The 20,483-nt window shown below is 45.6% G+C and carries 20 protein-coding genes, 1 tRNA gene and 1 other RNA gene; 20 read left to right on the top strand and 2 right to left on the bottom strand.

The window, feature by feature from the left end:
- The first annotated feature begins 336 nt into the window (after positions 1-336).
- The 5 genes from FOF60_RS21290 to FOF60_RS21270 all read left to right on the top strand — a co-directional run bounded on the left by FOF60_RS21290 (position 337) and on the right by FOF60_RS21270 (position 4,054).
- Positions 337-795 carry an NUDIX hydrolase gene (locus tag FOF60_RS21290; RefSeq protein WP_192470048.1) on the top strand — a complete coding sequence of 153 codons (459 nt, stop codon included), beginning with the start codon at positions 337-339 and terminating at the stop codon, positions 793-795.
- A 31-nt stretch (positions 796-826) separates the two neighbouring features.
- A complete protein-coding gene (gene rapZ / locus FOF60_RS21285) occupies positions 827-1,720 on the top strand; it encodes an RNase adapter RapZ (protein WP_192470049.1) in 894 nt (297 codons plus the stop codon).
- Positions 1,717-2,700: a gluconeogenesis factor YvcK family protein gene (locus FOF60_RS21280; RefSeq protein WP_192470050.1), complete on the top strand. Its 984-nt coding sequence runs from the start codon at positions 1,717-1,719 to the stop codon at positions 2,698-2,700. Before rapZ ends, FOF60_RS21280 begins: the two co-directional genes overlap by 4 nt.
- Positions 2,701-2,826: 126 nt before the next feature.
- Positions 2,827-3,774 (top strand): DNA-binding protein WhiA, encoded by a 948-nt coding sequence (gene whiA, locus FOF60_RS21275; RefSeq protein WP_192470051.1) that lies wholly within the window; start codon positions 2,827-2,829, stop codon positions 3,772-3,774.
- Between the two features lie 22 nt (positions 3,775-3,796).
- Positions 3,797-4,054 (top strand): HPr family phosphocarrier protein, encoded by a 258-nt coding sequence (locus FOF60_RS21270; protein WP_041967465.1) that lies wholly within the window; start codon positions 3,797-3,799, stop codon positions 4,052-4,054.
- 53 nt (positions 4,055-4,107) lie between these two features.
- Here the strand turns inward: FOF60_RS21270 and clpP are convergent, their stop codons facing one another.
- Positions 4,108-4,713, bottom strand: a complete 606-nt coding sequence (clpP, locus tag FOF60_RS21265) for an ATP-dependent Clp endopeptidase proteolytic subunit ClpP (RefSeq protein ID WP_192470052.1) — start codon at positions 4,711-4,713, stop codon at positions 4,108-4,110.
- A gap of 356 nt (positions 4,714-5,069) precedes the next feature.
- On the opposite strand from clpP, the gene FOF60_RS21260 reads away from it, so the two are divergent.
- The 13 genes from FOF60_RS21260 to rnr all read left to right on the top strand — a co-directional run bounded on the left by FOF60_RS21260 (position 5,070) and on the right by rnr (position 18,845).
- Positions 5,070-5,141, top strand: a tRNA-Arg gene (locus FOF60_RS21260).
- 340 nt (positions 5,142-5,481) lie between these two features.
- Positions 5,482-6,825: an RNA polymerase factor sigma-54 gene (gene rpoN, locus FOF60_RS21255; protein WP_192470053.1), complete on the top strand. Its 1,344-nt coding sequence runs from the start codon at positions 5,482-5,484 to the stop codon at positions 6,823-6,825.
- A 31-nt stretch (positions 6,826-6,856) separates the two neighbouring features.
- Positions 6,857-7,117, top strand: a complete 261-nt coding sequence (locus FOF60_RS21250) for a glutaredoxin family protein (RefSeq protein WP_192470054.1) — start codon at positions 6,857-6,859, stop codon at positions 7,115-7,117.
- Positions 7,118-7,240: 123 nt separating this feature from the next.
- Positions 7,241-8,266 carry a sugar-binding transcriptional regulator gene (locus tag FOF60_RS21245; RefSeq protein WP_192470055.1) on the top strand — a complete coding sequence of 342 codons (1,026 nt, stop codon included), beginning with the start codon at positions 7,241-7,243 and terminating at the stop codon, positions 8,264-8,266.
- Between the two features lie 49 nt (positions 8,267-8,315).
- Entirely contained in the window at positions 8,316-9,323 is a 1,008-nt protein-coding gene (gene gap / locus FOF60_RS21240) for a type I glyceraldehyde-3-phosphate dehydrogenase (RefSeq protein ID WP_192470056.1), read from the top strand.
- A 128-nt stretch (positions 9,324-9,451) separates the two neighbouring features.
- Positions 9,452-10,636: a phosphoglycerate kinase gene (locus FOF60_RS21235; RefSeq protein ID WP_192470057.1), complete on the top strand. Its 1,185-nt coding sequence runs from the start codon at positions 9,452-9,454 to the stop codon at positions 10,634-10,636.
- 425 nt (positions 10,637-11,061) lie between these two features.
- Positions 11,062-11,823 (top strand): triose-phosphate isomerase, encoded by a 762-nt coding sequence (gene tpiA / locus FOF60_RS21230; protein WP_192470058.1) that lies wholly within the window; start codon positions 11,062-11,064, stop codon positions 11,821-11,823.
- On the top strand, positions 11,816-13,354 hold the full coding sequence (gene gpmI / locus FOF60_RS21225; protein ID WP_192470059.1) for a 2,3-bisphosphoglycerate-independent phosphoglycerate mutase: 1,539 nt from the start codon (positions 11,816-11,818) through the stop codon (positions 13,352-13,354). Before tpiA ends, gpmI begins: the two co-directional genes overlap by 8 nt.
- A 12-nt stretch (positions 13,355-13,366) precedes the next feature.
- Complete coding sequence (gene eno / locus FOF60_RS21220) at positions 13,367-14,665, top strand: phosphopyruvate hydratase (protein ID WP_192470060.1); 1,299 nt, start codon at positions 13,367-13,369, stop codon at positions 14,663-14,665.
- A 67-nt stretch (positions 14,666-14,732) separates the two neighbouring features.
- Entirely contained in the window at positions 14,733-14,861 is a 129-nt protein-coding gene (locus FOF60_RS21215; protein WP_264647605.1) for a hypothetical protein, read from the top strand.
- A gap of 356 nt (positions 14,862-15,217) precedes the next feature.
- Positions 15,218-15,451: a preprotein translocase subunit SecG gene (gene secG / locus FOF60_RS21210; RefSeq protein WP_102264285.1), complete on the top strand. Its 234-nt coding sequence runs from the start codon at positions 15,218-15,220 to the stop codon at positions 15,449-15,451.
- Positions 15,452-15,623: 172 nt separating this feature from the next.
- Positions 15,624-16,370, top strand: a complete 747-nt coding sequence (locus tag FOF60_RS21205) for an alpha/beta hydrolase (protein WP_192470061.1) — start codon at positions 15,624-15,626, stop codon at positions 16,368-16,370.
- 84 nt (positions 16,371-16,454) lie between these two features.
- Positions 16,455-18,845 carry a ribonuclease R gene (rnr, locus tag FOF60_RS21200; RefSeq protein WP_192470062.1) on the top strand — a complete coding sequence of 797 codons (2,391 nt, stop codon included), beginning with the start codon at positions 16,455-16,457 and terminating at the stop codon, positions 18,843-18,845.
- Between the two features lie 114 nt (positions 18,846-18,959).
- Here rnr and FOF60_RS21195 read toward each other — a convergent pair whose 3' ends face one another.
- On the bottom strand, positions 18,960-19,112 hold the full coding sequence (locus FOF60_RS21195; RefSeq protein WP_264647604.1) for a hypothetical protein: 153 nt from the start codon (positions 19,110-19,112) through the stop codon (positions 18,960-18,962).
- A gap of 109 nt (positions 19,113-19,221) precedes the next feature.
- On the opposite strand from FOF60_RS21195, the gene smpB reads away from it, so the two are divergent.
- Together smpB and ssrA are read left to right on the top strand one after the other, a co-directional pair.
- Positions 19,222-19,689, top strand: a complete 468-nt coding sequence (smpB, locus tag FOF60_RS21190) for an SsrA-binding protein SmpB (RefSeq protein WP_023613945.1) — start codon at positions 19,222-19,224, stop codon at positions 19,687-19,689.
- A 148-nt stretch (positions 19,690-19,837) separates the two neighbouring features.
- Positions 19,838-20,196, top strand: a transfer-messenger RNA (tmRNA) gene (ssrA, locus tag FOF60_RS21185).
- Positions 20,197-20,483 lie beyond the last annotated feature (287 nt).

Raw genomic sequence — 20,483 nt, 5'->3', positions numbered from 1 at the left:
ATATAATCCTTTGACGGCACAGGTTATCCTGTGCTCTTTTTTTTTGCGAAAAAGTGAAACAGGCTTTTGTAAAGGATTATAACACCATAAAAAAGTTAAAACTCCGATTCGCTGAACCTGCTTAATACTTAACAAAAATATCATCTTTGTATTCATTGTGGCGAAAAACTAAAAATAGTATAATGGAAAGAATAAAAGTTCGGCTAAACTACAGGTCTGTTTTTTTCGTATTGGAGCTTTTTAATTTAAAAACAGTGAGAAAAACAGCATTGATCAGGAATACTTTTAAAGTGCCTAACTTGCTCTTACGCAAGCACATATAAAGAGGTGGATTTGATGCAGCGAGTGACGAATTGTGTTTTAGTAAAAGATGAAAAAATTTTACTGCTGCAAAAGCCGCGCCGAAATTGGTGGGTGGCTCCAGGCGGAAAAATGGAACCAGGAGAAACCGTGAAGGATTCATGTGTCCGGGAATTCCGTGAAGAGACAGGGATTTATCTTCGCAATCCGCAAATCAAAGGGATTTTTACATTTGTCATCAAGGAAGATGATCAAGTCGTCTCGGAATGGATGATGTTCACGTTTTACGCGACTGAGGCAGATGGCATCAATCTCGATGAATCCGAGGAAGGAACGATTTCCTGGCATGAGCTTGACGGCATCAAAGACCTGCCAATGGCTGCGGGAGATTATCATATCCTGGAATACATGGTCCATGGACAAGGAATTATCTATGGCACTTTTACTTATACACCGGAATTTGAGCTGATCAACTACAGGCTCGATCCAAATTGATAACATAAATAATTTGCAGGGGGAAAGAGAAATGAGTACCGGTTCAAGCACTGATACCCAGCTCGTGATTATAACAGGTATGTCTGGCGCAGGTAAGACTGTTGCCATTCAGAGCTTCGAAGACTTAGGCTTTTTCTGCGTTGATAACCTGCCGCCGACATTGCTGCCGAAATTCCTGGAATTAATGAAGGAATCTGGCACAAAAATGAATAAAGTGGCACTCGTCATGGATTTACGGGGACGCGAATTCTTCGACTCTCTATTTAAAGCGCTGGATGAACTGGCTGAAACTTCATGGGTGACACCGCAGGTATTGTTCCTTGACGCGGATGATTCCACTCTTGTGCGCCGCTATAAGGAAACCAGACGTTCGCACCCGCTTGCTCCGTCAGGACTGCCGCTCGAAGGCATCCAGCTTGAACGTGAGCTTTTGGAGGAGTTGAAGGGCAGAGCGCAGCTTATTTATAAAACAACGGGCATGAAGCCGAAGGACCTCCGCGAAAAAATCCTTGAGGAGTTCTCGGTCAACAAGAAGACAATTTTCACGGTGAATGTCATGTCCTTTGGATTCAAGCATGGAATACCGATTGATGCAGACCTTGTTTTTGACGTCCGCTTTTTGCCGAATCCGCATTATATCGAGCATATGCGACCGAAAACTGGTCTTGATGAAGACGTGTCGACATATGTTTTAAAATGGAATGAGACTTCCAAGTTCCTGGAAAAAGTGACGGATTTGCTTGGTTTTATGCTCCCACACTATAAGCGAGAAGGAAAGGCGCAGCTCATCATCGCCATCGGCTGCACAGGCGGCCAGCATCGTTCCGTTGCACTGGCAGAACATATCGCCAAGTTTTTTGAAAAGGACTATCATACTCGTGTAACTCATCGTGATATCGATAAAAGGCAGGGACTTTTAAAATGATGAATGATGGATTGCCAAGAATCGTCATCATCGGTGGTGGAACCGGACTCCCAATCCTGCTGAGGGGTTTGAAAAAGCACCCCGTCGATATTACTGCGATTGTCACGGTTGCTGATGATGGCGGCAGTTCCGGCCGATTGCGGGAGGATATGCATATTCCTCCGCCCGGTGATATCAGGAATGTCCTTGCAGCGCTTTCAGATGTGGAACCATTGATTGAAGAGATGTTCCAGCACCGCTTCAATACAGCTAATGAATTGGCCGGTCATTCACTCGGCAACTTGATCCTGGCGGCGATGACGTCGATCACCGGCAATTTTGTCCACGCAATCCAGGAAATGAGCAAGGTTCTGAATGTACGCGGGAAAGTGCTGCCGGCAGCAAACAGGAGTGTCATGCTCAATGCGGTGATGGAGGATGACAGCATTGTCAGAGGAGAGTCCAAGATTCCTTACTCTGGAAAAAGGATCAAAAGGGTCTTTTTGAATCCGGAAGGCGTAAAGCCTTTGCCTGAAACGCTCCAGGCAATCAGGGAAGCTGACTTAATTGTAATCGGACCTGGGAGTTTGTATACAAGCATCCTGCCGAATCTGCTCGTAAAGAGACTTGGCAAGGAAGTGTGCAAAGCGAAGGCGCGCAAGGTATATATTTGCAACCTGATGACCCAGGCAGGAGAGACTCATGACTTTGCTGCCAGTGACCATATAAAGGCCATCTATGATCACATGGACTGTGCGTTTATTGATACAATCCTTGTGAACAGTGAGACAATCCCGCCGGATGTTGAGCTCCGCTATAAGGAAGAGCTTGCCCAGCCTGTCCATTTTGACCTTGACCGGCTAATGTCTCTGGGAATTGAAGTCGTACAGGATGAAATCGCAGAGCTCGACGGCAATGTCATCAGGCATGACACAAAAAAAGTTTCAGAAATTTTATATTCTATGATAATAGATGAAACCAAAAAGAGATATAACGCGTAAATATAGGATGCAAGCGTTTGTCTCTCTTTTAGGAACGGGTGATCGGGGTATTATCGGCCACTCAGCAAAAATAAAAAATCAGCTGCTGCGCTTTTGACAGCGCTGTGTAACCAGGGGGGTGAGAAGGTGTCGTTCGCTTCGGAAACAAAAAAGGAACTTACGAATATTGACGTAAAGGGCTGCTGCGCAGACGCGGAACTGTCCGCTTTAATCCGGATGAATGGTTCCCTTTCCTTCTCAAATCGCAAACTCATCGTAGACATACAGACGGAAAATGCCGCGATTGCCAGGCGCATCTATACCTTGATCAAGAAAAGTTATCAGGTTCAGGTAGAGCTTCTGGTGCGAAAAAAGATGCGGCTGAAAAAGAATAATGTTTATATTGTCCGCCTTAAGGAATCAGCCAGGGAAATTCTGGAGGATTTAAAGATTATAGGAGAAGGATTTGAAATAATCCATGACATTTCGCCTGAACTAGTGAAAAAGAAATGTTGTAAGCGTTCTTATTTAAGAGGCGCTTTCCTTGCCGGAGGCTCTGTAAACAATCCAGAGACATCTTCCTATCATTTGGAAATTGCCTCAATGTACCAGGAACATAATGATTCATTATGTGAGCTGATGAATACATTCGGGCTGAACAGCAAAACGCTAGAGCGGAAAAAGGGCTTCATCACTTATTTAAAGGAAGCGGAAAAAATCACTGAGTTCCTTAACATCGTTGGCGCCCATAATGCGCTGCTGCGATTCGAGGATATCCGGATTGTCCGCGACATGAGAAACTCGGTTAATCGTCTCGTGAATTGTGAAACAGCTAACTTGAATAAAACAATTGGTGCTGCACTAAGACAGGTAGAGAATATCCGTTACATACGGGAGACCGTCGGACTGCAAATTTTACCGGATAAACTGAGGGAAATCGCTCAGCTCCGAGTCGACTACCAGGATGTCACCCTTAAAGAGCTGGGCGAGATGGTAAGTGGGGGAACAATCAGCAAATCAGGAATCAATCACCGGCTGAGAAAGATCGATGAAATAGCGGATAAACTGCGTGCCGGGCAAATTATAAATAAATAGAGGGCTAGAGGAGGAAAATGCAATGGTGGAAAAACAGGTGGAAGTAAAATTGAAAACTGGTTTACAGGCTCGCCCTGCAGCATTATTCGTGCAGGAAGCCAACAGATTCTCATCTGATATTTTTCTTGAGAAGGATGGGAAAAAGGTAAATGCGAAGAGTATCATGGGATTGATGAGTCTTGCTGTCAGCGCAGGCGCATCCGTTAACCTGATCGCCGAAGGCAATGATGAAGAGGAAGCAGTGGAAAAGCTGGCTGAATATATCCAGAAAGAAAACTAATTCTCTGAAAGCAAAAAACTCGCTCCCGTATAGGGGCGAGTTTTTCATTGTGATTATTTATCCTTCTTTTCTTCAAGAACGTTGCGAGTGATGATCTGGTCAACAAGACCATATTCCTTCGCGCGCTCAGCAGTCATGAAGTTGTCACGGTCAGTATCTTTCGCGATGACTTCAAGCGGCTGGCCAGTGCGCTCAGAAAGGATGGTATTCAACTTTTCACGGAGGAAAAGAATGCGCTTAGCAGCGATTTCGATTTCTGTCGCCTGTCCCTGAGCACCGCCCAGTGGCTGGTGAATCATGACTTCAGCGTTTGGAAGGGCATAACGCTTGCCTTTTGTACCAGCAGCAAGAAGGAACGCACCCATTGAAGCAGCCATACCGATACAGATTGTTTGCACATCTGGCCTAATGAACTGCATAGTATCGTAGATTGCCATGCCGGCAGTGATGCTGCCGCCCGGGCTATTGATGTAGATGGAGATGTCCTTTTCCGGATTTTCAGCTTCCAGGAAAAGCAGCTGGGCAACGATTGAATTGGCAACATTGTCGTCAATCCCGCTTCCAAGCATAATGATGCGATCCTTTAAAAGGCGGGAATAAATGTCATATGCCCTTTCGCCCCGATTCGTTTGTTCAATAACTGTAGGAATCAAGTTCATGTTTGTTTTCCTCCTTTAACGTAAAGATCATTTCACTGCTATTATAAAAGGGTCTTTATAAAGCAGATGACTGCCCTTGAAGAGGCAGATTGCAGACTGGCATAAACTGGTTCGTTTGCCAGAGCACCTATGTAGTTTCATGATACACGCATGGTCAATAAAGGTCAAACGAATCGCTTGCAATAGCAGCAAAAACTGTTCGACATTAATGTATATTCCAAATTACTGTACCGTATCCATCTTACCCAAGATTGTGTTTTTTAAACAATAGCAATGGCTGAGCTTCCAAAAAAACTTCCTTGCAAAGCAAGTAAACTTACCCTATAATAGGTAAGCGTAACGCCAACTTTAAACATGCCCTCGTGGTGCAACGGATAGCACGTAAGATTCCGGTTCTTGAGATGTGGGTTCGATTCCTGCCGAGGGCGTAAATACGTAATTCAAATGGCTTTTGTGAGTAATCCGATAAAACTGTCCAAGTTTTGTCCGATCTCTGCGAAAGCCTTTTTTATGTTCTTTTTTTCCTGAATTTGGAACACGGTGCAATTATTTATGATGTCGGTGCAATTCTGGACAAGTTTGGTGCAATTATCATGTTTGATAGCGCAATTCTAACCGCTGACGGTGCAATTAACGCCTATCTTTAAGAGAATAATTTTTCCAGTTACCTTTTTTCAGGATTGGCTGTGTCTTTTTCCGGCCAATGCCAAATTCTTTCCATACACCAATGCCTGTTTATCATGTAAAATGAGTGCAGGGGTGATTTGGATGGATTTGAAAGCTGGTTTATGGCAAAAGCAGACATTAAAATTGGCGATGACCCAAGAGCTGACCCAGGCAATCGCGCTCTTGCAATATTCAGCACAGGAGCTTGCGGCCTTTCTTGAAGCTAAATCAATGGAAAACCCCCTGATGCAAGTAGACTTTAAAAATATCTCGAATTTTGATGCCAGTATGGACAGCACTCGAAAAACGAGAAAGAAGACATTCGAACGGGACCAGAAAAATCTAATTGAGCAGATCGGCGGCGGAGCAACTGATACGCTCGAAGACTATCTGCTATCACAATTAAACTTGCTAAAAGCTAGTCCTGAGGAAAAACTGATTTTACATGAATTAATTGAAAACATAGATGAAAACGGTTACTTGAATCTCGAAAAAGAAAACCTTATTAAAATGTTCAGCGTGGAGGAAGAGCTTGTTGACTCTGCTTTCTTCAAGCTTCAGTCACTCGATCCTGCTGGAATTGCAGCTAAGGATCTGCAGGAGTGTCTGTTGCTGCAAATAATGAGACAAAAGCGGACACCGGAAAACGAGCTGGCACTCACGATCATCCGTGATCACTTTCTTCTTTTTGCGGAGAAGAAGTGGAAGGCACTGGCGAAGATGCTTGGGGTCGAAACAAGGGATATCCAGAAAGTCCATGACGAGATACAAAAGCTCAATCCGAGACCAGGTGCTGCATTTCAGCGTGAAAAACTTGCCTATATCGTTCCCGATGTAGTGGTCAAACAAGAAGGCAGCGAACTCTCTGTAAGTGTGTTTGATAAATTGATCCCGAAAGTTTCTTTTAACGATGGATACTTCCGGCAGCTGTCTGCGCACGGAGATCCTGAAGTCAATAAATTCCTCCAGGAAAAGCAGGGGGATTACCAATGGATCAGGCGCAGCCTTGAACAAAGGAAGGAAACGCTGTTGAAGGTCTCGATGAAAATCATCGAAAAACAGCATGATTTCTTTTTAAAAGGTCCTGCACACCTGAAGCCAATGACAATGAGGGAAGTAGCCGATGAGCTCGAAATCCACGAATCAACGGTAAGTCGCACCGTCCGCGAAAAATACATGCAGACACCAGCCGGCACATACGAATTGAAATCATTTTTTACAAGCGCCATCGCTACCACAGAAAACGACCAGGCTTCCTCGCAAAATGTAAAAGCGGCAATCGAGCAGTATATTAAAGAGGAAGATAAAAAGAAGCCTATATCAGATCAAAAACTAGTAGAGATGTTGGAAGAGAATGAAGGCATGGTCGTCTCCAGGCGAACTGTCGCAAAATACCGCGACCAGTTGGGGATACCATCATCGTCAAAAAGGAAGCGGTTTGATTAAGAGGTCTGATCAGTTAGAAAAGGAGACAAACATGCAAAAAACAGTCAAACTATACTCCCGCCCGCGCTGCCATCTGTGCGAGAACGCCAGGGAGATTCTCGAAGACTTACAACAGCAATGGAATTTTACAATAGAAGAAATTAATATCGACCTTGATGACGAGCTCGTCGAAAAGTACGGAATCATGATTCCGGTGATCGAATTGGACGGTGAAGAGCTCCAATACGGCATCATTAACAAAATGTTCATAAGTGAAGCGTTTTCACGAAAAAACCTTGAGTTTATAAGTTGATTAAGGTTTTCACTCCTGTTAGAATGAAGTCTGTAGCAGGGGTGATTTTTTTTACCGCGAGTGGGACATAATATGTCTTAGCGGGACATTTAGAGTCCAACGCTGGAAAAGGAGAATATCAACATGGACTTTTCGCTCATTGATATTCAAAAAAGAATATTGCCCGATTTATTGCAAGTTATGCAAAAACGATACCTCATCCTCCAGTACATAAACGTGATGCAGCCAGTTGGCAGGAGAAACCTATCAGTCAGCCTGAACTTGACCGAACGGGTTTTGCGTTCTGAGGTGGAGTTTTTGAAGGACCAGAATCTGATCTTGATGTCAGGTCAAGGAATGACACTGACTCAAGAGGGAAAAGATATACTGGAAAGTCTTGAAAGAGTAATGCGGGACATTATGGGTATAAACACATTAGAGCGTCAGCTTCAGGAGCGCATGGGCATCCGGAAAGTGATTGTTGTCCCGGGGGACAGCGACCGGTCGCCTTGGGTGAAAAGTGAGCTGGGGCGCGCTACAGCCAATTGCATGAAGGATCTTCTTCAAAGCAAAAATATAATTGCTGTGACCGGGGGATCGACAATGGCGGCTGTTGCGGATATGTTGACACCCGACTTCGGCGAGAAGGACCTGCTGTTTGTGCCGGCAAGAGGCGGGATTGGTGAAGACGTCAAGAATCAGGCAAACACAATTTGCGCCATCATGGCCGATAACACGAATTCGCGGCACCGGGTATTCTACGTACCCGATCAGGTCAGCACTGAGGTATATAAGTCCTTCATCAAAGAACCGCTGATTTATGAGGTTTGGAATTTAGTTAAATCAGCAAGCATGGTTTTACATGGTATTGGAGACGCTATTACAATGGCGGAACGTCGCAATACCAGCCCGGAGGATCTACATAAGATTCTCAATGGAAATGCAGTTGGCGAGGCTTTCGGCTACTATTTCAACGAAGCCGGGGAAATCGTCCACAAAGTGCTGACGATCGGTCTCCAAATGGACGATCTCAAAAATGTAGGGGATGTCATTGCTGTTGCCGGCGGAGAATCAAAGGCAAAGGCGATCAGAGCCTATATGAAGCAGGCACCTTCCTCAACGATCCTGATCACGGATGAGGGCGCCGCTAAAACATTGTTACAAGGGTAACACCTTAATATAAACAACATCTTTATAGGAATCAAAGGAGGAAATACACATGGCAGTAAAAGTTGGTATTAACGGATTTGGAAGAATTGGACGCGTAGTTTTCCGCGCAGCATTGAAGAACCCTAACGTGGAAGTAGTAGCAGTTAACGATTTAACTGATGCAAACATGCTTGCTCACCTTTTAAAATATGACACAGTTCACGGAACTTTGAACGAAGAAGTAACAGTTGACGGCGACTATCTTGTAGTTGCAGGACAGAAGGTTAAAGTTTTAGCTGAAAGAGATCCTGCACAACTTGGCTGGGGCGACCTTGGCGTAGAAGTAGTTGTAGAATCAACTGGACGTTTCACTAAGCGCGCTGACGCTGCGAAACACCTTGAAGCAGGCGCTAAGAAAGTTATCATCTCTGCACCAGCTTCTGACGAAGATATCACAATTGTTATGGGTGTTAACGATGACAAGTACGATGCAGCTAACCACCATGTAATTTCTAATGCATCTTGTACAACAAACTGCTTGGCTCCTTTCGCGAAGGTGTTGAACGACAACTTCGGAATCAAGCGTGGTATGATGACAACTGTTCACTCATACACAAATGACCAGCAAATTCTTGACCTTCCGCACAAAGACTACCGTCGTGCACGTGCAGCTGCGGAAAATATCATCCCTACAACAACTGGTGCTGCAAAAGCAGTTTCTCTAGTATTGCCTGAACTTAAAGGTAAATTGAACGGTGGAGCTATGCGCGTTCCAACTCCTAACGTATCACTAGTTGACCTTGTTGCAGAGCTTGACAAAGACGTAACAGTTGAAGAAATCAACGCTGCATTCAAGAAAGCTTCTGAAGGCGAACTTAAAGGCATCCTTGGCTACAGCGAAGAGCCGCTTGTATCAAGCGACTATAACGGCAATGCTTACTCTTCTACAATCGATGCACTTTCAACAATGGTTATGGAAGGCAGCATGGTAAAAGTAATCTCTTGGTATGACAACGAGTCTGGTTACTCTAACCGTGTAGTTGACCTAGTTGATTTCATCGCTAAAAAAGGTCTGTAAGCTAAGATTGGATAACCAATCCAATATTGACTATAATGTAGTAGGATGAAAAGGGGAGCGGGGTAATTCCCTCTCCTCTTTTTCTGCTTAATCGCGCATTTGCGCTATTTTAAAGGAGGTCTCTAGCCTTGAACAAAAAGACAGTAAAAGATGTGGATGTAAAAGGAAAACGAGTTTTTTGCCGCGTTGATTTCAACGTGCCGATGAAGGATGGGCAGGTAACGGATGAAACAAGGATCCGTGCAGCACTTCCAACGATCCAGTACCTGGTTGAACAGGGAGCTAAAGTCCTTCTTGCAAGCCACCTTGGCCGTCCAAAAGGGCAGGCTGTTGAAGAATTGCGTTTGACTCCAGTGGCGAAGCGTTTATCTGAGCTGCTTGGCAAGGATGTTAAGAAAACAGATGAAGCATACGGCGAATCTGTAAAATCCGAGATCGACAGCATGAACGAAGGCGATGTCCTGCTTCTTGAGAATGTCCGTTTCTATCCTGGCGAAGAGAAAAATGATCCTGAACTTGCAAAGGCATTTGCAGAGCTTGCAGATGTATATGTGAACGATGCATTCGGAGCTGCACACCGCGCGCATGCTTCAACAGAAGGCATTGCCAAGTACATTCCTGCTGTATCAGGCTTCTTGATGCAAAAAGAACTTGATGTGCTTGGAAAAGCATTATCAAATCCTGAGCGCCCATTCACAGCCATCATCGGCGGCGCCAAGGTTAAAGATAAGATCGGTGTAATCGACAACCTATTAGAAAAAGTAGATAACCTGATCATCGGCGGCGGACTTGCTTATACATTCGTAAAAGCACAGGGCCACGAAATCGGAAAATCTCTTTTAGAAGAAGATAAAATTGAATTGGCTAAGAGCTTCATGGAAAAAGCAAAGGCAAAAGGCGTTAACTTCTACATGCCTGTAGATGCAATCGTTGCCGATGATTTTTCTGCTGATGCGAATTCTAAGGTCGTAGCGATTGAAGAAATTCCTGCAGATTGGGAAGCTCTAGATATCGGCCCTAAGACAGCTGAAACTTACCGCGATGTCATTCAAAAGTCTAAATTGGTCATCTGGAACGGACCAATGGGAGTTTTTGAAATCGATAAGTTCGCGCAAGGAACAAAAGCTGTTGCACAAGCTTTAGCCGATGCTAACGATACATACTCAGTCATCGGCGGGGGCGACTCTGCAGCAGCAGTAGAAAAATTTGGCCTAGCTGAAAAAATGAGCCACATCTCCACAGGAGGCGGAGCTTCCCTAGAATTCATGGAAGGCAAGCAGCTTCCTGGAGTAGTAGCATTGAACGATAAGTAAGTTTTGAATTTAGCAGGAGCTATGACAGCAGCAATGTAAGGGTGCGGATCCTGACCATTGTTAACGAATAGCTCAATTGCAAGAAGGCTCTGTTATAGCCCAATGTTGTTCTTTAGTATCCTGTTGATTGTAGTGGAAGGCGCGAAGACTCCTCCGAAAATGCTAACGCATTTCCATCGTGCGTGGGAAGGTTCGAGGAAGCCTTTCAAAGTCCTGCGGGAGCATGGGTCAGGGGAGACCCCGCAGGAGTGAAACGACGAGGAGGCTCCCCGAGCCACCCGCGGAAAGCGAAGCGCCTGGAACGAAAATCAACAGCCTTTATTAACAGAGCCTACAATCATAGTGATAAGCCCAACATCCAGAGGGAATTTTTAATAAGCATTACAACGCTGTGAAAAACAGCAATCTTGAAAGGAAGTGTCAGCATGCGAAAACCTATCATTGCAGGTAACTGGAAAATGCATAAAACGCTGCCTGAAGCAAAGGATTTTATCGAAAAAGTAAGCGGACTTGTACCTTCAAAGGACAAGGTTGAATCTGTAGTATGTGCTCCAGCTTTGTTCCTTGGACAGCTAGTCGAGCTTACACAGAATTCAGACGTTGAAATTGGTGCGCAAAACATGCACTTTGAAGAAAGCGGAGCTTTTACGGGTGAAGTCAGCCCGAAAGCATTGCAGGACATCGGCGCGAAATACGTGATCATCGGTCACTCTGAACGCCGTGAAATGTTCAATGAAACAGATGACTCAGTAAATAAAAAGACTTTGTCTGCATTCAAATACAATCTGACTCCGATCGTTTGCTGCGGTGAAACGCTTGAACAGCGTGAAAACGGCGAAACAAACGAGTTTGTTGGCGGCCAGATCAAAGCAGGTCTAAATGGCCTGACAGACGAGCAGGTTAAGCAAACGGTCATCGCTTATGAGCCAATCTGGGCGATTGGAACAGGCAAATCTTCTACAGCTGAAGATGCGAACGAAACTTGCGCGCACATCCGCAAGGTAATTGCAGAGCAATTTTCACCAGAAGTGGCTGAAGCAGTCCGCATCCAGTATGGCGGCAGCGTGAAGCCGGCGAACATCAAGGAATACATGTCACAGCCTGACATCGACGGCGCATTGGTCGGCGGAGCAAGCCTTGAGACTGATTCCTTCTTGCAGCTATTGGAGGCAGGTACCAATGAGTAAACAATCACCAACAGCTTTGATCATTCTGGACGGATTCGCATTGCGCGGCGAACGGATGGGAAATGCCGTTGCCCAGGCGAAAAAGCCGAATTTTGACCGCTACTGGAACCACTATCCGCATGCACAGTTAATTGCGAGCGGGGAAGCGGTCGGCCTGCCAGAGGGCCAAATGGGTAACTCAGAGGTTGGACACTTGAACATCGGTGCCGGCCGTATCGTGTACCAGAGCCTTACACGCGTGAATATTTCGATTCGTGAAGGCGAATTCGAGAAAAATGAAACCTTCCTTGCAGCGATCAAGCATGCGAAGGAAAAGGGTACTGCCCTTCATTTGATGGGCTTGCTGTCTGACGGCGGCGTGCACAGCCATATTGAGCATATGTATGCTTTGTTGAAGCTTGCTGCCAGCGAAGGTCTTGAAAAGGTATATGTACACGGATTCCTTGACGGCCGTGATGTTGGACCGCAAACTGCGCCAGGTTATATTGAACAAACGCTAGAAAAAATGAACGAAATCGGCGTCGGTGAATTTGCGACGATTTCTGGGCGATACTATTCTATGGACCGCGATAAGCGCTGGGAACGCGTGGAGAAATCCTACCGTTCAATGGTGTACGGCGACGGACCTACGTATTCGAACCCTATGGAATTAATCGAAGATAACTATAATAACGGAATCTTTGATGAGTTCGTTGTCCCATCTGTGCTTGTGCGCCCGGATGGTTCACCGGTTGCGACGGTTCAGAACGACGATGCTGTGATTTTCTACAACTTCCGTCCTGACCGCGCAATCCAGATTTCTAATACTTTTACAAATAAAGATTTCCGTTCATTCGATCGAGGCGAAGGGCATCCTGAGAACCTTCACTTTGTCTGCTTGACTCACTTCAGTGAGACGGTTGACGGTTATGTGGCGTTCGAGCCATCAAACCTTGATAACACGGTTGGTGAAGTGATTTCACAGGCTGGAATGACTCAGCTTCGTATTGCTGAAACGGAAAAATACCCGCACGTAACGTTCTTCATGAGCGGCGGACGTGAGCAGGAATTCCCTGGCGAACAGCGGATCCTGATCAACTCGCCAAAGGTTGCAACATATGACTTGCAGCCGGAAATGAGCGCTAATGAAGTAACAGATGCATTGATCAAGGAAATCGAAGCCGATAACTTCGACGCGATTTTATTGAACTTTGCGAACCCTGACATGGTTGGACACTCAGGCATGCTTGAGCCGACGATCCAGGCTATTGAAACAGTTGACGAATGCCTAGGCCGCATCGTTGACCTGATTGTTTCAAAAGGCGGTACTGCGATCATCACTGCTGACCACGGAAACGCGGACGAAGTCGTGACGCTAGAAGGAAACCCAATGACAGCCCATACGACAAATCCAGTGCCTGTCATTGTTACGAAGGAAGGCGCAGAGCTTCGTGAAGACGGAATTCTCGGCGACCTTGCCCCAACAATGCTAGAATTGCTGGGACTGGATAAGCCAGCAGAAATGACAGGAACATCATTAATTAAAAAATAAGGAGAGATTACTATGCCATTCATTACAGACGTATATGCACGTGAAGTATTAGATTCCCGCGGTAACCCAACAGTTGAGGTAGAAGTTTTCACAGAATCAGGCGCATTCGGACGCGCGCTAGTTCCAAGTGGTGCTTCAACTGGCGAATACGAAGCAGTTGAGCTTCGTGACGGCGACAAAGGCCGCTACCTTGGCAAAGGTGTTTTAAAAGCAGTTGAAAACGTAAACGAAATCATCGCTCCATTCTTGGTTGGCGAAGAGTTCAACGTTCTAGACCAGAACGGAATCGACATGGCGCTAATCGAGTTAGATGGTACTGAAAACAAAGGCAAGCTGGGCGCAAATGCAATCCTTGGCGTTTCTATGGCTGTTGCACACGCTGCTGCAGACTACCTTGACCTTCCTTTATACCAATACCTTGGCGGATTCAACTCCAAGCAGCTTCCAGTTCCAATGATGAACATCGTGAACGGCGGCGAGCACGCTGACAACAACGTGGACATCCAGGAATTCATGGTTATGCCTGTTGGCGCTGAAAACTTCCGTGAAGCACTTCGCATGGGCGCGGAAATCTTCCACAGCCTGAAGGCAGTTTTAAAAGAAAAAGGCTTGAACACAGCTGTAGGCGACGAAGGCGGATTCGCTCCAAACCTTGGATCAAACGAAGAAGCACTTCAAACAATCGTAACAGCTATCGAAAAAGCAGGCTACAAGCCAGGCGAGCAAATCATGCTGGCTATGGACGCTGCATCTTCTGAGTTCTACAACAAAGAAGACGGCAAGTACCACCTTTCTGGTGAAGGCGTAGTTAAAACTTCTGCAGAAATGGTAGACTGGTACGAAGAAATGGCTTCTAAATACCCAATCATCTCAATCGAAGACGGTTTGGATGAAAACGACTGGGAAGGCCACAAGCTATTGACTGAGCGCCTTGGCGGCAAAGTCCAGCTTGTTGGTGACGACCTGTTCGTTACAAACACGAAGAAGCTTGCTCAAGGAATCGAGCAAGGCGTTGGCAACTCTATCCTGATCAAAGTAAACCAAATCGGTACTTTGACAGAAACTTTCGATGCTATTGAAATGGCGAAGCGTGCAGGCTACACAGCAGTTATCTCTCACCGCTCTGGTGAAACAGAAGATTCAACAATCGCTGACATCGCTGTTGCAACAAACGCTGGCCAGATCAAGACTGGTGCACCATCACGTACAGACCGCGTAGCGAAGTACAACCAGCTTCTTCGCATCGAAGACCAGCTTGGCGAAACAGCTCGCTTCAACGGAATCAAATCTTTCTATAACCTTAAGAAGTAATTTTACGAGGTAGAATCGCTATTGTTGCGATTCAACCCTGTAATACCAGGACACCGGTGGCATGACGATGCTGCCGGTGTTTTTTTATTTTCATGAACTTCTATCGGCCAACCAAGAGTCGGAAAACGAAGAAAGTGTCCGAGGAGAGTTCCTATTGGACAAACAGAAGCATGAAACCGAAGAAAGTGTCCGATAGAAGGTCCCTATCGGACAAACGGAAGCATGAAACTGAAGAAAGTGTCCGATAGAAGGTCCCTATCGGACAAACAGAAGCATGAAACCGAAGAAACTGTCCGATAGAAGGTCCCTATCGGACAAACGAAAGCGAGAAACCGAAAAAAGTGTCCGATAGAGGGTTCCTATCAGACAAATAGAAGCAGGAAACTGAAGAAAGTGTCCGATAGACAAACAGGGGATGGAATTCATGAAGATGTCCTTGTTCTATCAGGCATTATGATATAATAATCCTCAACAATTCAGACAAGTATTGTTTCATTCCTGAAAATGTGATAAATTTAAAATACTGTTAGCAGTTTTATCGGGAGGTACGTCATGCATACATTGTTAGTTGTTCTTTTAGTGATCGTCAGCATTGCTCTTATTGGAGTTGTTCTTCTTCAATCAGGCAAGAGTGCTGGTCTGTCCGGTGCGATTTCCGGCGGCGCTGAGCAATTGTTCGGTAAGCAGAAGGCAAGAGGCCTTGACCTTGTCTTGCACCGTGTTACGATCGTGTTGTCTGTTCTATTCTTTGTCTTGACTATTGCCGTTACTTATTTCGAACTATAATACACACAATGACCCGGCTTCAATAGAGGCCGGGTTTTATTGTGTTTACATAAGCAAAATTCTCACATATTTCTTTTGAATATGGGTATTTACATATATAAAGGCTTTTAATTGAATGTTACAAGCATGTTTGTTAAAACTAAGGAAGATATCTGATAGAGGGAGTAGGAAAATGAGAAAGTTAGTGCCAAGACCTTTTACATTTAAAGCTGGAAAAAGAGCGGTATTGCTGCTGCATGGATTTACCGGCAATTCTGCGGATGTCAGGATGATGGGCCGATTTTTAGAAGGAAAAGGGTATACATGCCATGCGCCTGTGTTTAAAGGGCATGGTGTCCCGCCTGAAGAACTGATACATACTGGTCCTGAGGATTGGTGGCAGGATGCGCTAGATGGATACGAGTTCCTCAAGAATGAAGGCTATGAGGAGATTGCTGTAGCCGGTTTGTCACTGGGCGGTGTCCTTTCGCTGAAACTCGGATATACCAAGCCATTAAAGGGAATCGTGCCGATGTGCGCACCAATGCATCTTAAGACGGAAGAGTTAATGTACCGTGGTGTGCTTGAGTATGCGCGTGAATATAAGAGGATGGAAGGCAAGCCTGAGGATCAGATCGAGGCAGAGGTAAAGGAACTTGAACAGAAATCGATGGACACTTTGAAAGACCTCCAGGAACTAATCAAAGAAGTCCGAGGAAGCATCGACCTGATTTATACACCGACTTTTGTCGTCCAGGCTCGCCATGACGTCATTATCGACCCTGACAGCGCCAATATCATCCATGATAACATCGAGTCTGAACATAAAAAGTTAAAGTGGTATGAGGAATCAGGGCATGTCATCACTCTTGATAAAGAACGCGATCAGCTGCACGAAGATGTTTACGAGTTTCTAGAGTCATTAAATTGGAAAGAATAAAAACATATAAAAATTTATTGTGTTGTTTTTCACACCATGAGCGACAAGATAACGAAAATAGCCCAATAAAGGAGGGATTTATTAATGGATGAAAATATTAAAGGCCATATAGACAGGCTATTGCATTATATGAAGGATGAAGCTTACAAACCTCTTACGGTTCAGGAACTGGAAAGCGCCTTTGGAATCGAGGACTCCTCGACATTCAAGGATTTTGTTAAAGCGCTAGTGGTCATGGAGGAAAAGGGGCTGGTAGTCAGGACTAGAAGTGATCGATACGGCCTGCCTGAAAAAATGAACCTTGTGCGCGGCCGTTTCAGTGCCCATGCCAAGGGTTTTGCTTTTGTCATCACTGAAGAGCAGGGAATGGATGACGTCTTCATCCCGCCAAATGAAACAAGCAATGCAATGAATGGGGATACAGTCCTTGTTCGAGTTTCATCAGACAGCTCTGGGCAGCGCCGTGAAGGTACTGTTGTACGCATCATTGAGAGAGGTGTCTCGCAAATCGTTGGTACCTATACTGAAAGCAAGCACTTCGGGTTTGTGATTCCTGATGATAAAAAGTTCACGAGTGACATCTTCATTCCAAAAGAGGCAGGGATGGGTGCAGTCGAAGGGCATAAGGTCGTCGTAAAACTGACGAGCTATCCAGAGGGCCGCAAAAGTGCAGAGGGTGAGGTTACCGCAATCCTCGGGCATAAAAATGACCCTGGCGTCGATATCCTGTCCGTCATCCATAAGCACGGACTGCCAATGGAGTTCCCAGATGAGGTACTTAAGCAGGCGAATGAAGCGCCGGACCAGATCAATGAGAGCGAGATTGCGAACCGCCGCGACTTGCGTGATGAAGTCATCGTCACAATTGACGGCGCAGATGCAAAAGACCTCGATGATGCAGTCCAGGTTACTAGGCTTGAAAACGGCAATTATAAACTTGGTGTCCATATCGCCGATGTTACGTACTATGTAACCGAGGACTCACCGATTGACCGAGAAGCAGAAGACCGAGCGACGAGTGTTTATTTGGTTGACCGGGTTATCCCGATGATTCCGCATCGCTTATCGAACGGTATTTGCTCGCTGAATCCGAAGGTCGACCGACTGACGCTATCTTGTAACATGGAGATCACTTCAGACGGGCAGGTCGTAGATCATGAAATCTACCAGAGTGTCATCAAGACGACGGAGCGGATGACGTATTTCGATGTGAACAGGATTCTCGTTGATCAAGACGAAGAAACGCGCTCACGTTACGAATCTCTTGTGCCAATGTTCGAGATGATGGAAGAGCTTGCTGCTATCCTTCGTAAAAAAAGGATGGAAAGAGGCGCCATCGATTTTGATTTTAAAGAATCAAAGGTACTGGTTGATGAAGAAGGCCACCCAACGGATGTCGTTTTACGGGAGCGTTCTGTCGCTGAAAAGCTGATTGAAGAATTCATGCTGGCAGCGAACGAAACGGTAGCTGAGCATTTCCACTGGCTTGATGTGCCATTCATCTATCGTATTCACGAAGATCCAAAAGAGGATAAGCTGAGAAAATTCTTTGATTTCATTACAAACTTCGGATACCTTGTCAGAGGATCCGCAAATGGAGTACATCCAAGAGCCCTGCAGGAAATCATCGAGGAAGTCCAGGGAAAGCCTGAGGAAATGGTGGTTTCAACTGTCATGCTCCGTTCGATGCAGCAGGCGAAATACTATCCTGAAAGCCTAGGACACTTTGGTCTTTCAACAGAGTTCTACACGCACTTCACATCACCAATCCGCCGTTATCCTGACTTGATTGTCCATCGCTTGATCAGGACCTACTTGATCGAGGGCAAGCTCGACCAGGCAACGAAGGAAAAATGGAATGCGATGCTGCCTGATATTGCTGAGCATTCATCCAACATGGAACGCCGCGCAGTTGAAGCCGAACGAGAAACAGATGAGCTTAAGAAAGCGGAATACATGGAAGATAAGGTTGGAACGGAATACGATGGCATCATCAGCTCCGTCACGAACTTTGGGATGTTCGTTGAGCTTCCTAACACAATCGAAGGCCTCGTACATGTCAGCTACATGACAGATGATTATTATCGCTATGATGAACGCCATCTGGCGATGATTGGCGAGCGAACAGGCAATGTCTTCCGAATCGGTGATGAAATTACTGTCCGAGTCATCAAGGTGAACAAAGATGAGCGCTCCATTGATTTTGAAATCGTCGGCATGAAGGGCACGCCAAGACGTGAGCGACCTGCCCAGCCAAAGATCTTCAAGACCGGCAGCAGCGACAAAAAGCCGCGCCGCGGTAAAGAAGAAGAAGGCAAGCGAGGCGGAAGAGGTTCAGGCGGCGGAAGAGGATCAGGAGGAGGCAGAAATGGCTCCGGATCCGGTTCAGGCTCTGGATCAAAACCAAAAAGCAAGAAGAAAAAGTTCTTTGAGAACGCCCCGGCCGCAAAGCGTAAATCTAAAAAGAGAAAATAGGCAACTGAAAAAGAGAGCTCCTGCTGAAGGGGCTCTCTGTTGTCCTCGTCATACGAAGTACAATTTACTTTGAGAATTGTCTAGCTCGAGCGCCTAGCCCCTCGAGTCGCTTGTCTAGTGTCGCCCTCCTAGAAACTCCGAAACTTCAACTCCGCCGGCAGAAGCAAAAAGCGCTTCTTTGCCGGAGTCTCCAGTTTCTGCGTTTCTGGACAGTCGGCTATACTTTTCGATTTCGGTCCGCCCGATGAAGTCAAAGAACGACTTCACCTGTCGGCCCTCCAGCGCTTGTCGGGGCTGACCAAGGCGCTTGCGCTTTTCATTGTGGGAGAAGGCTATTTTTGCTAAAATGAGAGAACATAAGAAGGGGGAAGTTTTTATGCCAAAAGGTGAGGGAAAAGTCGTCGCACAGAATAAAAAAGCAAACCACGACTATTTCATCGAAGAAACTTATGAAGCCGGAGTGGTCCTTCAGGGAACAGAGATTAAATCGATCCGTAACGGACGCGTCCAGCTAAAAGATTCATACGCAAAGGTTCATAATGGCGAGTTGTTCTTATATAATCTGCACATCAGCCCATATGAACAGGGGAACCGTTATAACCATGATCCGCTGCGCACAAGGAAACTGTTGCTACACAAACGTCAAATCGCCCAGCTGATTGGTGAAACGAAGGAAGCAGGTTATGCTCTTGTGCCATTGAAGATATACCTGAAGAACGGTTATGCGAAGGTTTTAATCGGCTTAGGTAAGGGTAAAAAGAACTATGACAAGCGTGAAACGTTGAAAAAGAAGGAAGCAGGCCGTGATATCGAGCGTGCATTCCGTGAGCGCCAGAAAATGTAAGCTTGTCAGCTGAGGAAGAGTGTACCAGTTGAAAAAAGTACTCAGTGTGTTATAATAGTAACTGTCACCGCGAGTGACACATAACTTAATGCTCGGCTTAACCGAGTTCTCCTAACGTCTGTATCATGGATACAGCAACCTTTTATATGGGGACGTTACGGATTCGACAGGGGTAGTTTGAGCTTAAGTGGCGAGTCGAGGGGATCGGCCTCGTAAAAACGTCAACGCCTATAACTGGCAAAGAAAACAACAACTTCGCTTTCGCAGCTTAATACTGCATAGCGGTTCGCCCCTCCATCGCCCATGTGGTAGGGTAGCGGACTCACTCTAAGTGGGCTACGCCGGATTCCACCGCCTGAGGATGAAGGAAGAGAACAACCAGGCTAGCTGGCCGGCCGCCTGTCGGTAGGCAAAAGGACCAGCGAATCGCCAATATGCCGACTACACTCGTAGAAGCTTAAGTGCCAATATCTTTGGACGTGGGTTCGACTCCCACCGTCTCCACCAATACATATGTTGGTGGATTTTTATTTTTAAAGAATAAAGCATAAGTTTGCCAAATGGCAGGCTTATGCTTTTTTATTTTTTGGAAAAATATCAGAATTTAAAAGTCAGTCTTTCTAATTTCAACAATACAAATAGTACCATAACCAAGGAAAATGGACTCAACCTTATTAAAATCAGCTTGGGTTAAAAGCACTCTTTCGTTTTAAAGGGGCAAACAACCGCCAAAAAATTGCATAGCGTTGTCGAATGCTGTCAATGAAAGTTATGAATCCCTGCTTCTGAAAGGG

The organism is Mesobacillus jeotgali, assembly GCF_014856545.2.
Taxonomy (GTDB): domain Bacteria; phylum Bacillota; class Bacilli; order Bacillales; family Cytobacillaceae; genus Mesobacillus.
Note: the sequence above shows the minus strand (reverse complement) of the source record. Positions and strands in the feature narration are given on the sequence as shown.

What these genes read in the sequence shown, in the direction of transcription:
- gap (WP_192470056.1), top strand. Translation starts at nt 8,316, where the DNA reads ATGGCAGTAAAAGTTGGTATTAACGGATTTGGAAGAATTGGACGCGTA.
- rnr (WP_192470062.1), top strand. Translation starts at nt 16,455, where the DNA reads ATGGATGAAAATATTAAAGGCCATATAGACAGGCTATTGCATTATATG.
- tpiA (WP_192470058.1), top strand. Translation starts at nt 11,062, where the DNA reads ATGCGAAAACCTATCATTGCAGGTAACTGGAAAATGCATAAAACGCTG.
- FOF60_RS21290 (WP_192470048.1), top strand. Translation starts at nt 337, where the DNA reads ATGCAGCGAGTGACGAATTGTGTTTTAGTAAAAGATGAAAAAATTTTA.
- secG (WP_102264285.1), top strand. Translation starts at nt 15,218, where the DNA reads ATGCATACATTGTTAGTTGTTCTTTTAGTGATCGTCAGCATTGCTCTT.
- FOF60_RS21245 (WP_192470055.1), top strand. Translation starts at nt 7,241, where the DNA reads ATGGACTTTTCGCTCATTGATATTCAAAAAAGAATATTGCCCGATTTA.
- smpB (WP_023613945.1), top strand. Translation starts at nt 19,222, where the DNA reads ATGCCAAAAGGTGAGGGAAAAGTCGTCGCACAGAATAAAAAAGCAAAC.
- rpoN (WP_192470053.1), top strand. Translation starts at nt 5,482, where the DNA reads ATGGATTTGAAAGCTGGTTTATGGCAAAAGCAGACATTAAAATTGGCG.
- gpmI (WP_192470059.1), top strand. Translation starts at nt 11,816, where the DNA reads ATGAGTAAACAATCACCAACAGCTTTGATCATTCTGGACGGATTCGCA.
- rapZ (WP_192470049.1), top strand. Translation starts at nt 827, where the DNA reads ATGAGTACCGGTTCAAGCACTGATACCCAGCTCGTGATTATAACAGGT.
- FOF60_RS21215 (WP_264647605.1), top strand. Translation starts at nt 14,733, where the DNA reads ATGCTGCCGGTGTTTTTTTATTTTCATGAACTTCTATCGGCCAACCAA.
- FOF60_RS21250 (WP_192470054.1), top strand. Translation starts at nt 6,857, where the DNA reads ATGCAAAAAACAGTCAAACTATACTCCCGCCCGCGCTGCCATCTGTGC.
- eno (WP_192470060.1), top strand. Translation starts at nt 13,367, where the DNA reads ATGCCATTCATTACAGACGTATATGCACGTGAAGTATTAGATTCCCGC.
- FOF60_RS21280 (WP_192470050.1), top strand. Translation starts at nt 1,717, where the DNA reads ATGATGAATGATGGATTGCCAAGAATCGTCATCATCGGTGGTGGAACC.
- FOF60_RS21205 (WP_192470061.1), top strand. Translation starts at nt 15,624, where the DNA reads ATGAGAAAGTTAGTGCCAAGACCTTTTACATTTAAAGCTGGAAAAAGA.
- clpP (WP_192470052.1), bottom strand. Translation starts at nt 4,713, where the DNA reads ATGAACTTGATTCCTACAGTTATTGAACAAACGAATCGGGGCGAAAGG.
- FOF60_RS21270 (WP_041967465.1), top strand. Translation starts at nt 3,797, where the DNA reads ATGGTGGAAAAACAGGTGGAAGTAAAATTGAAAACTGGTTTACAGGCT.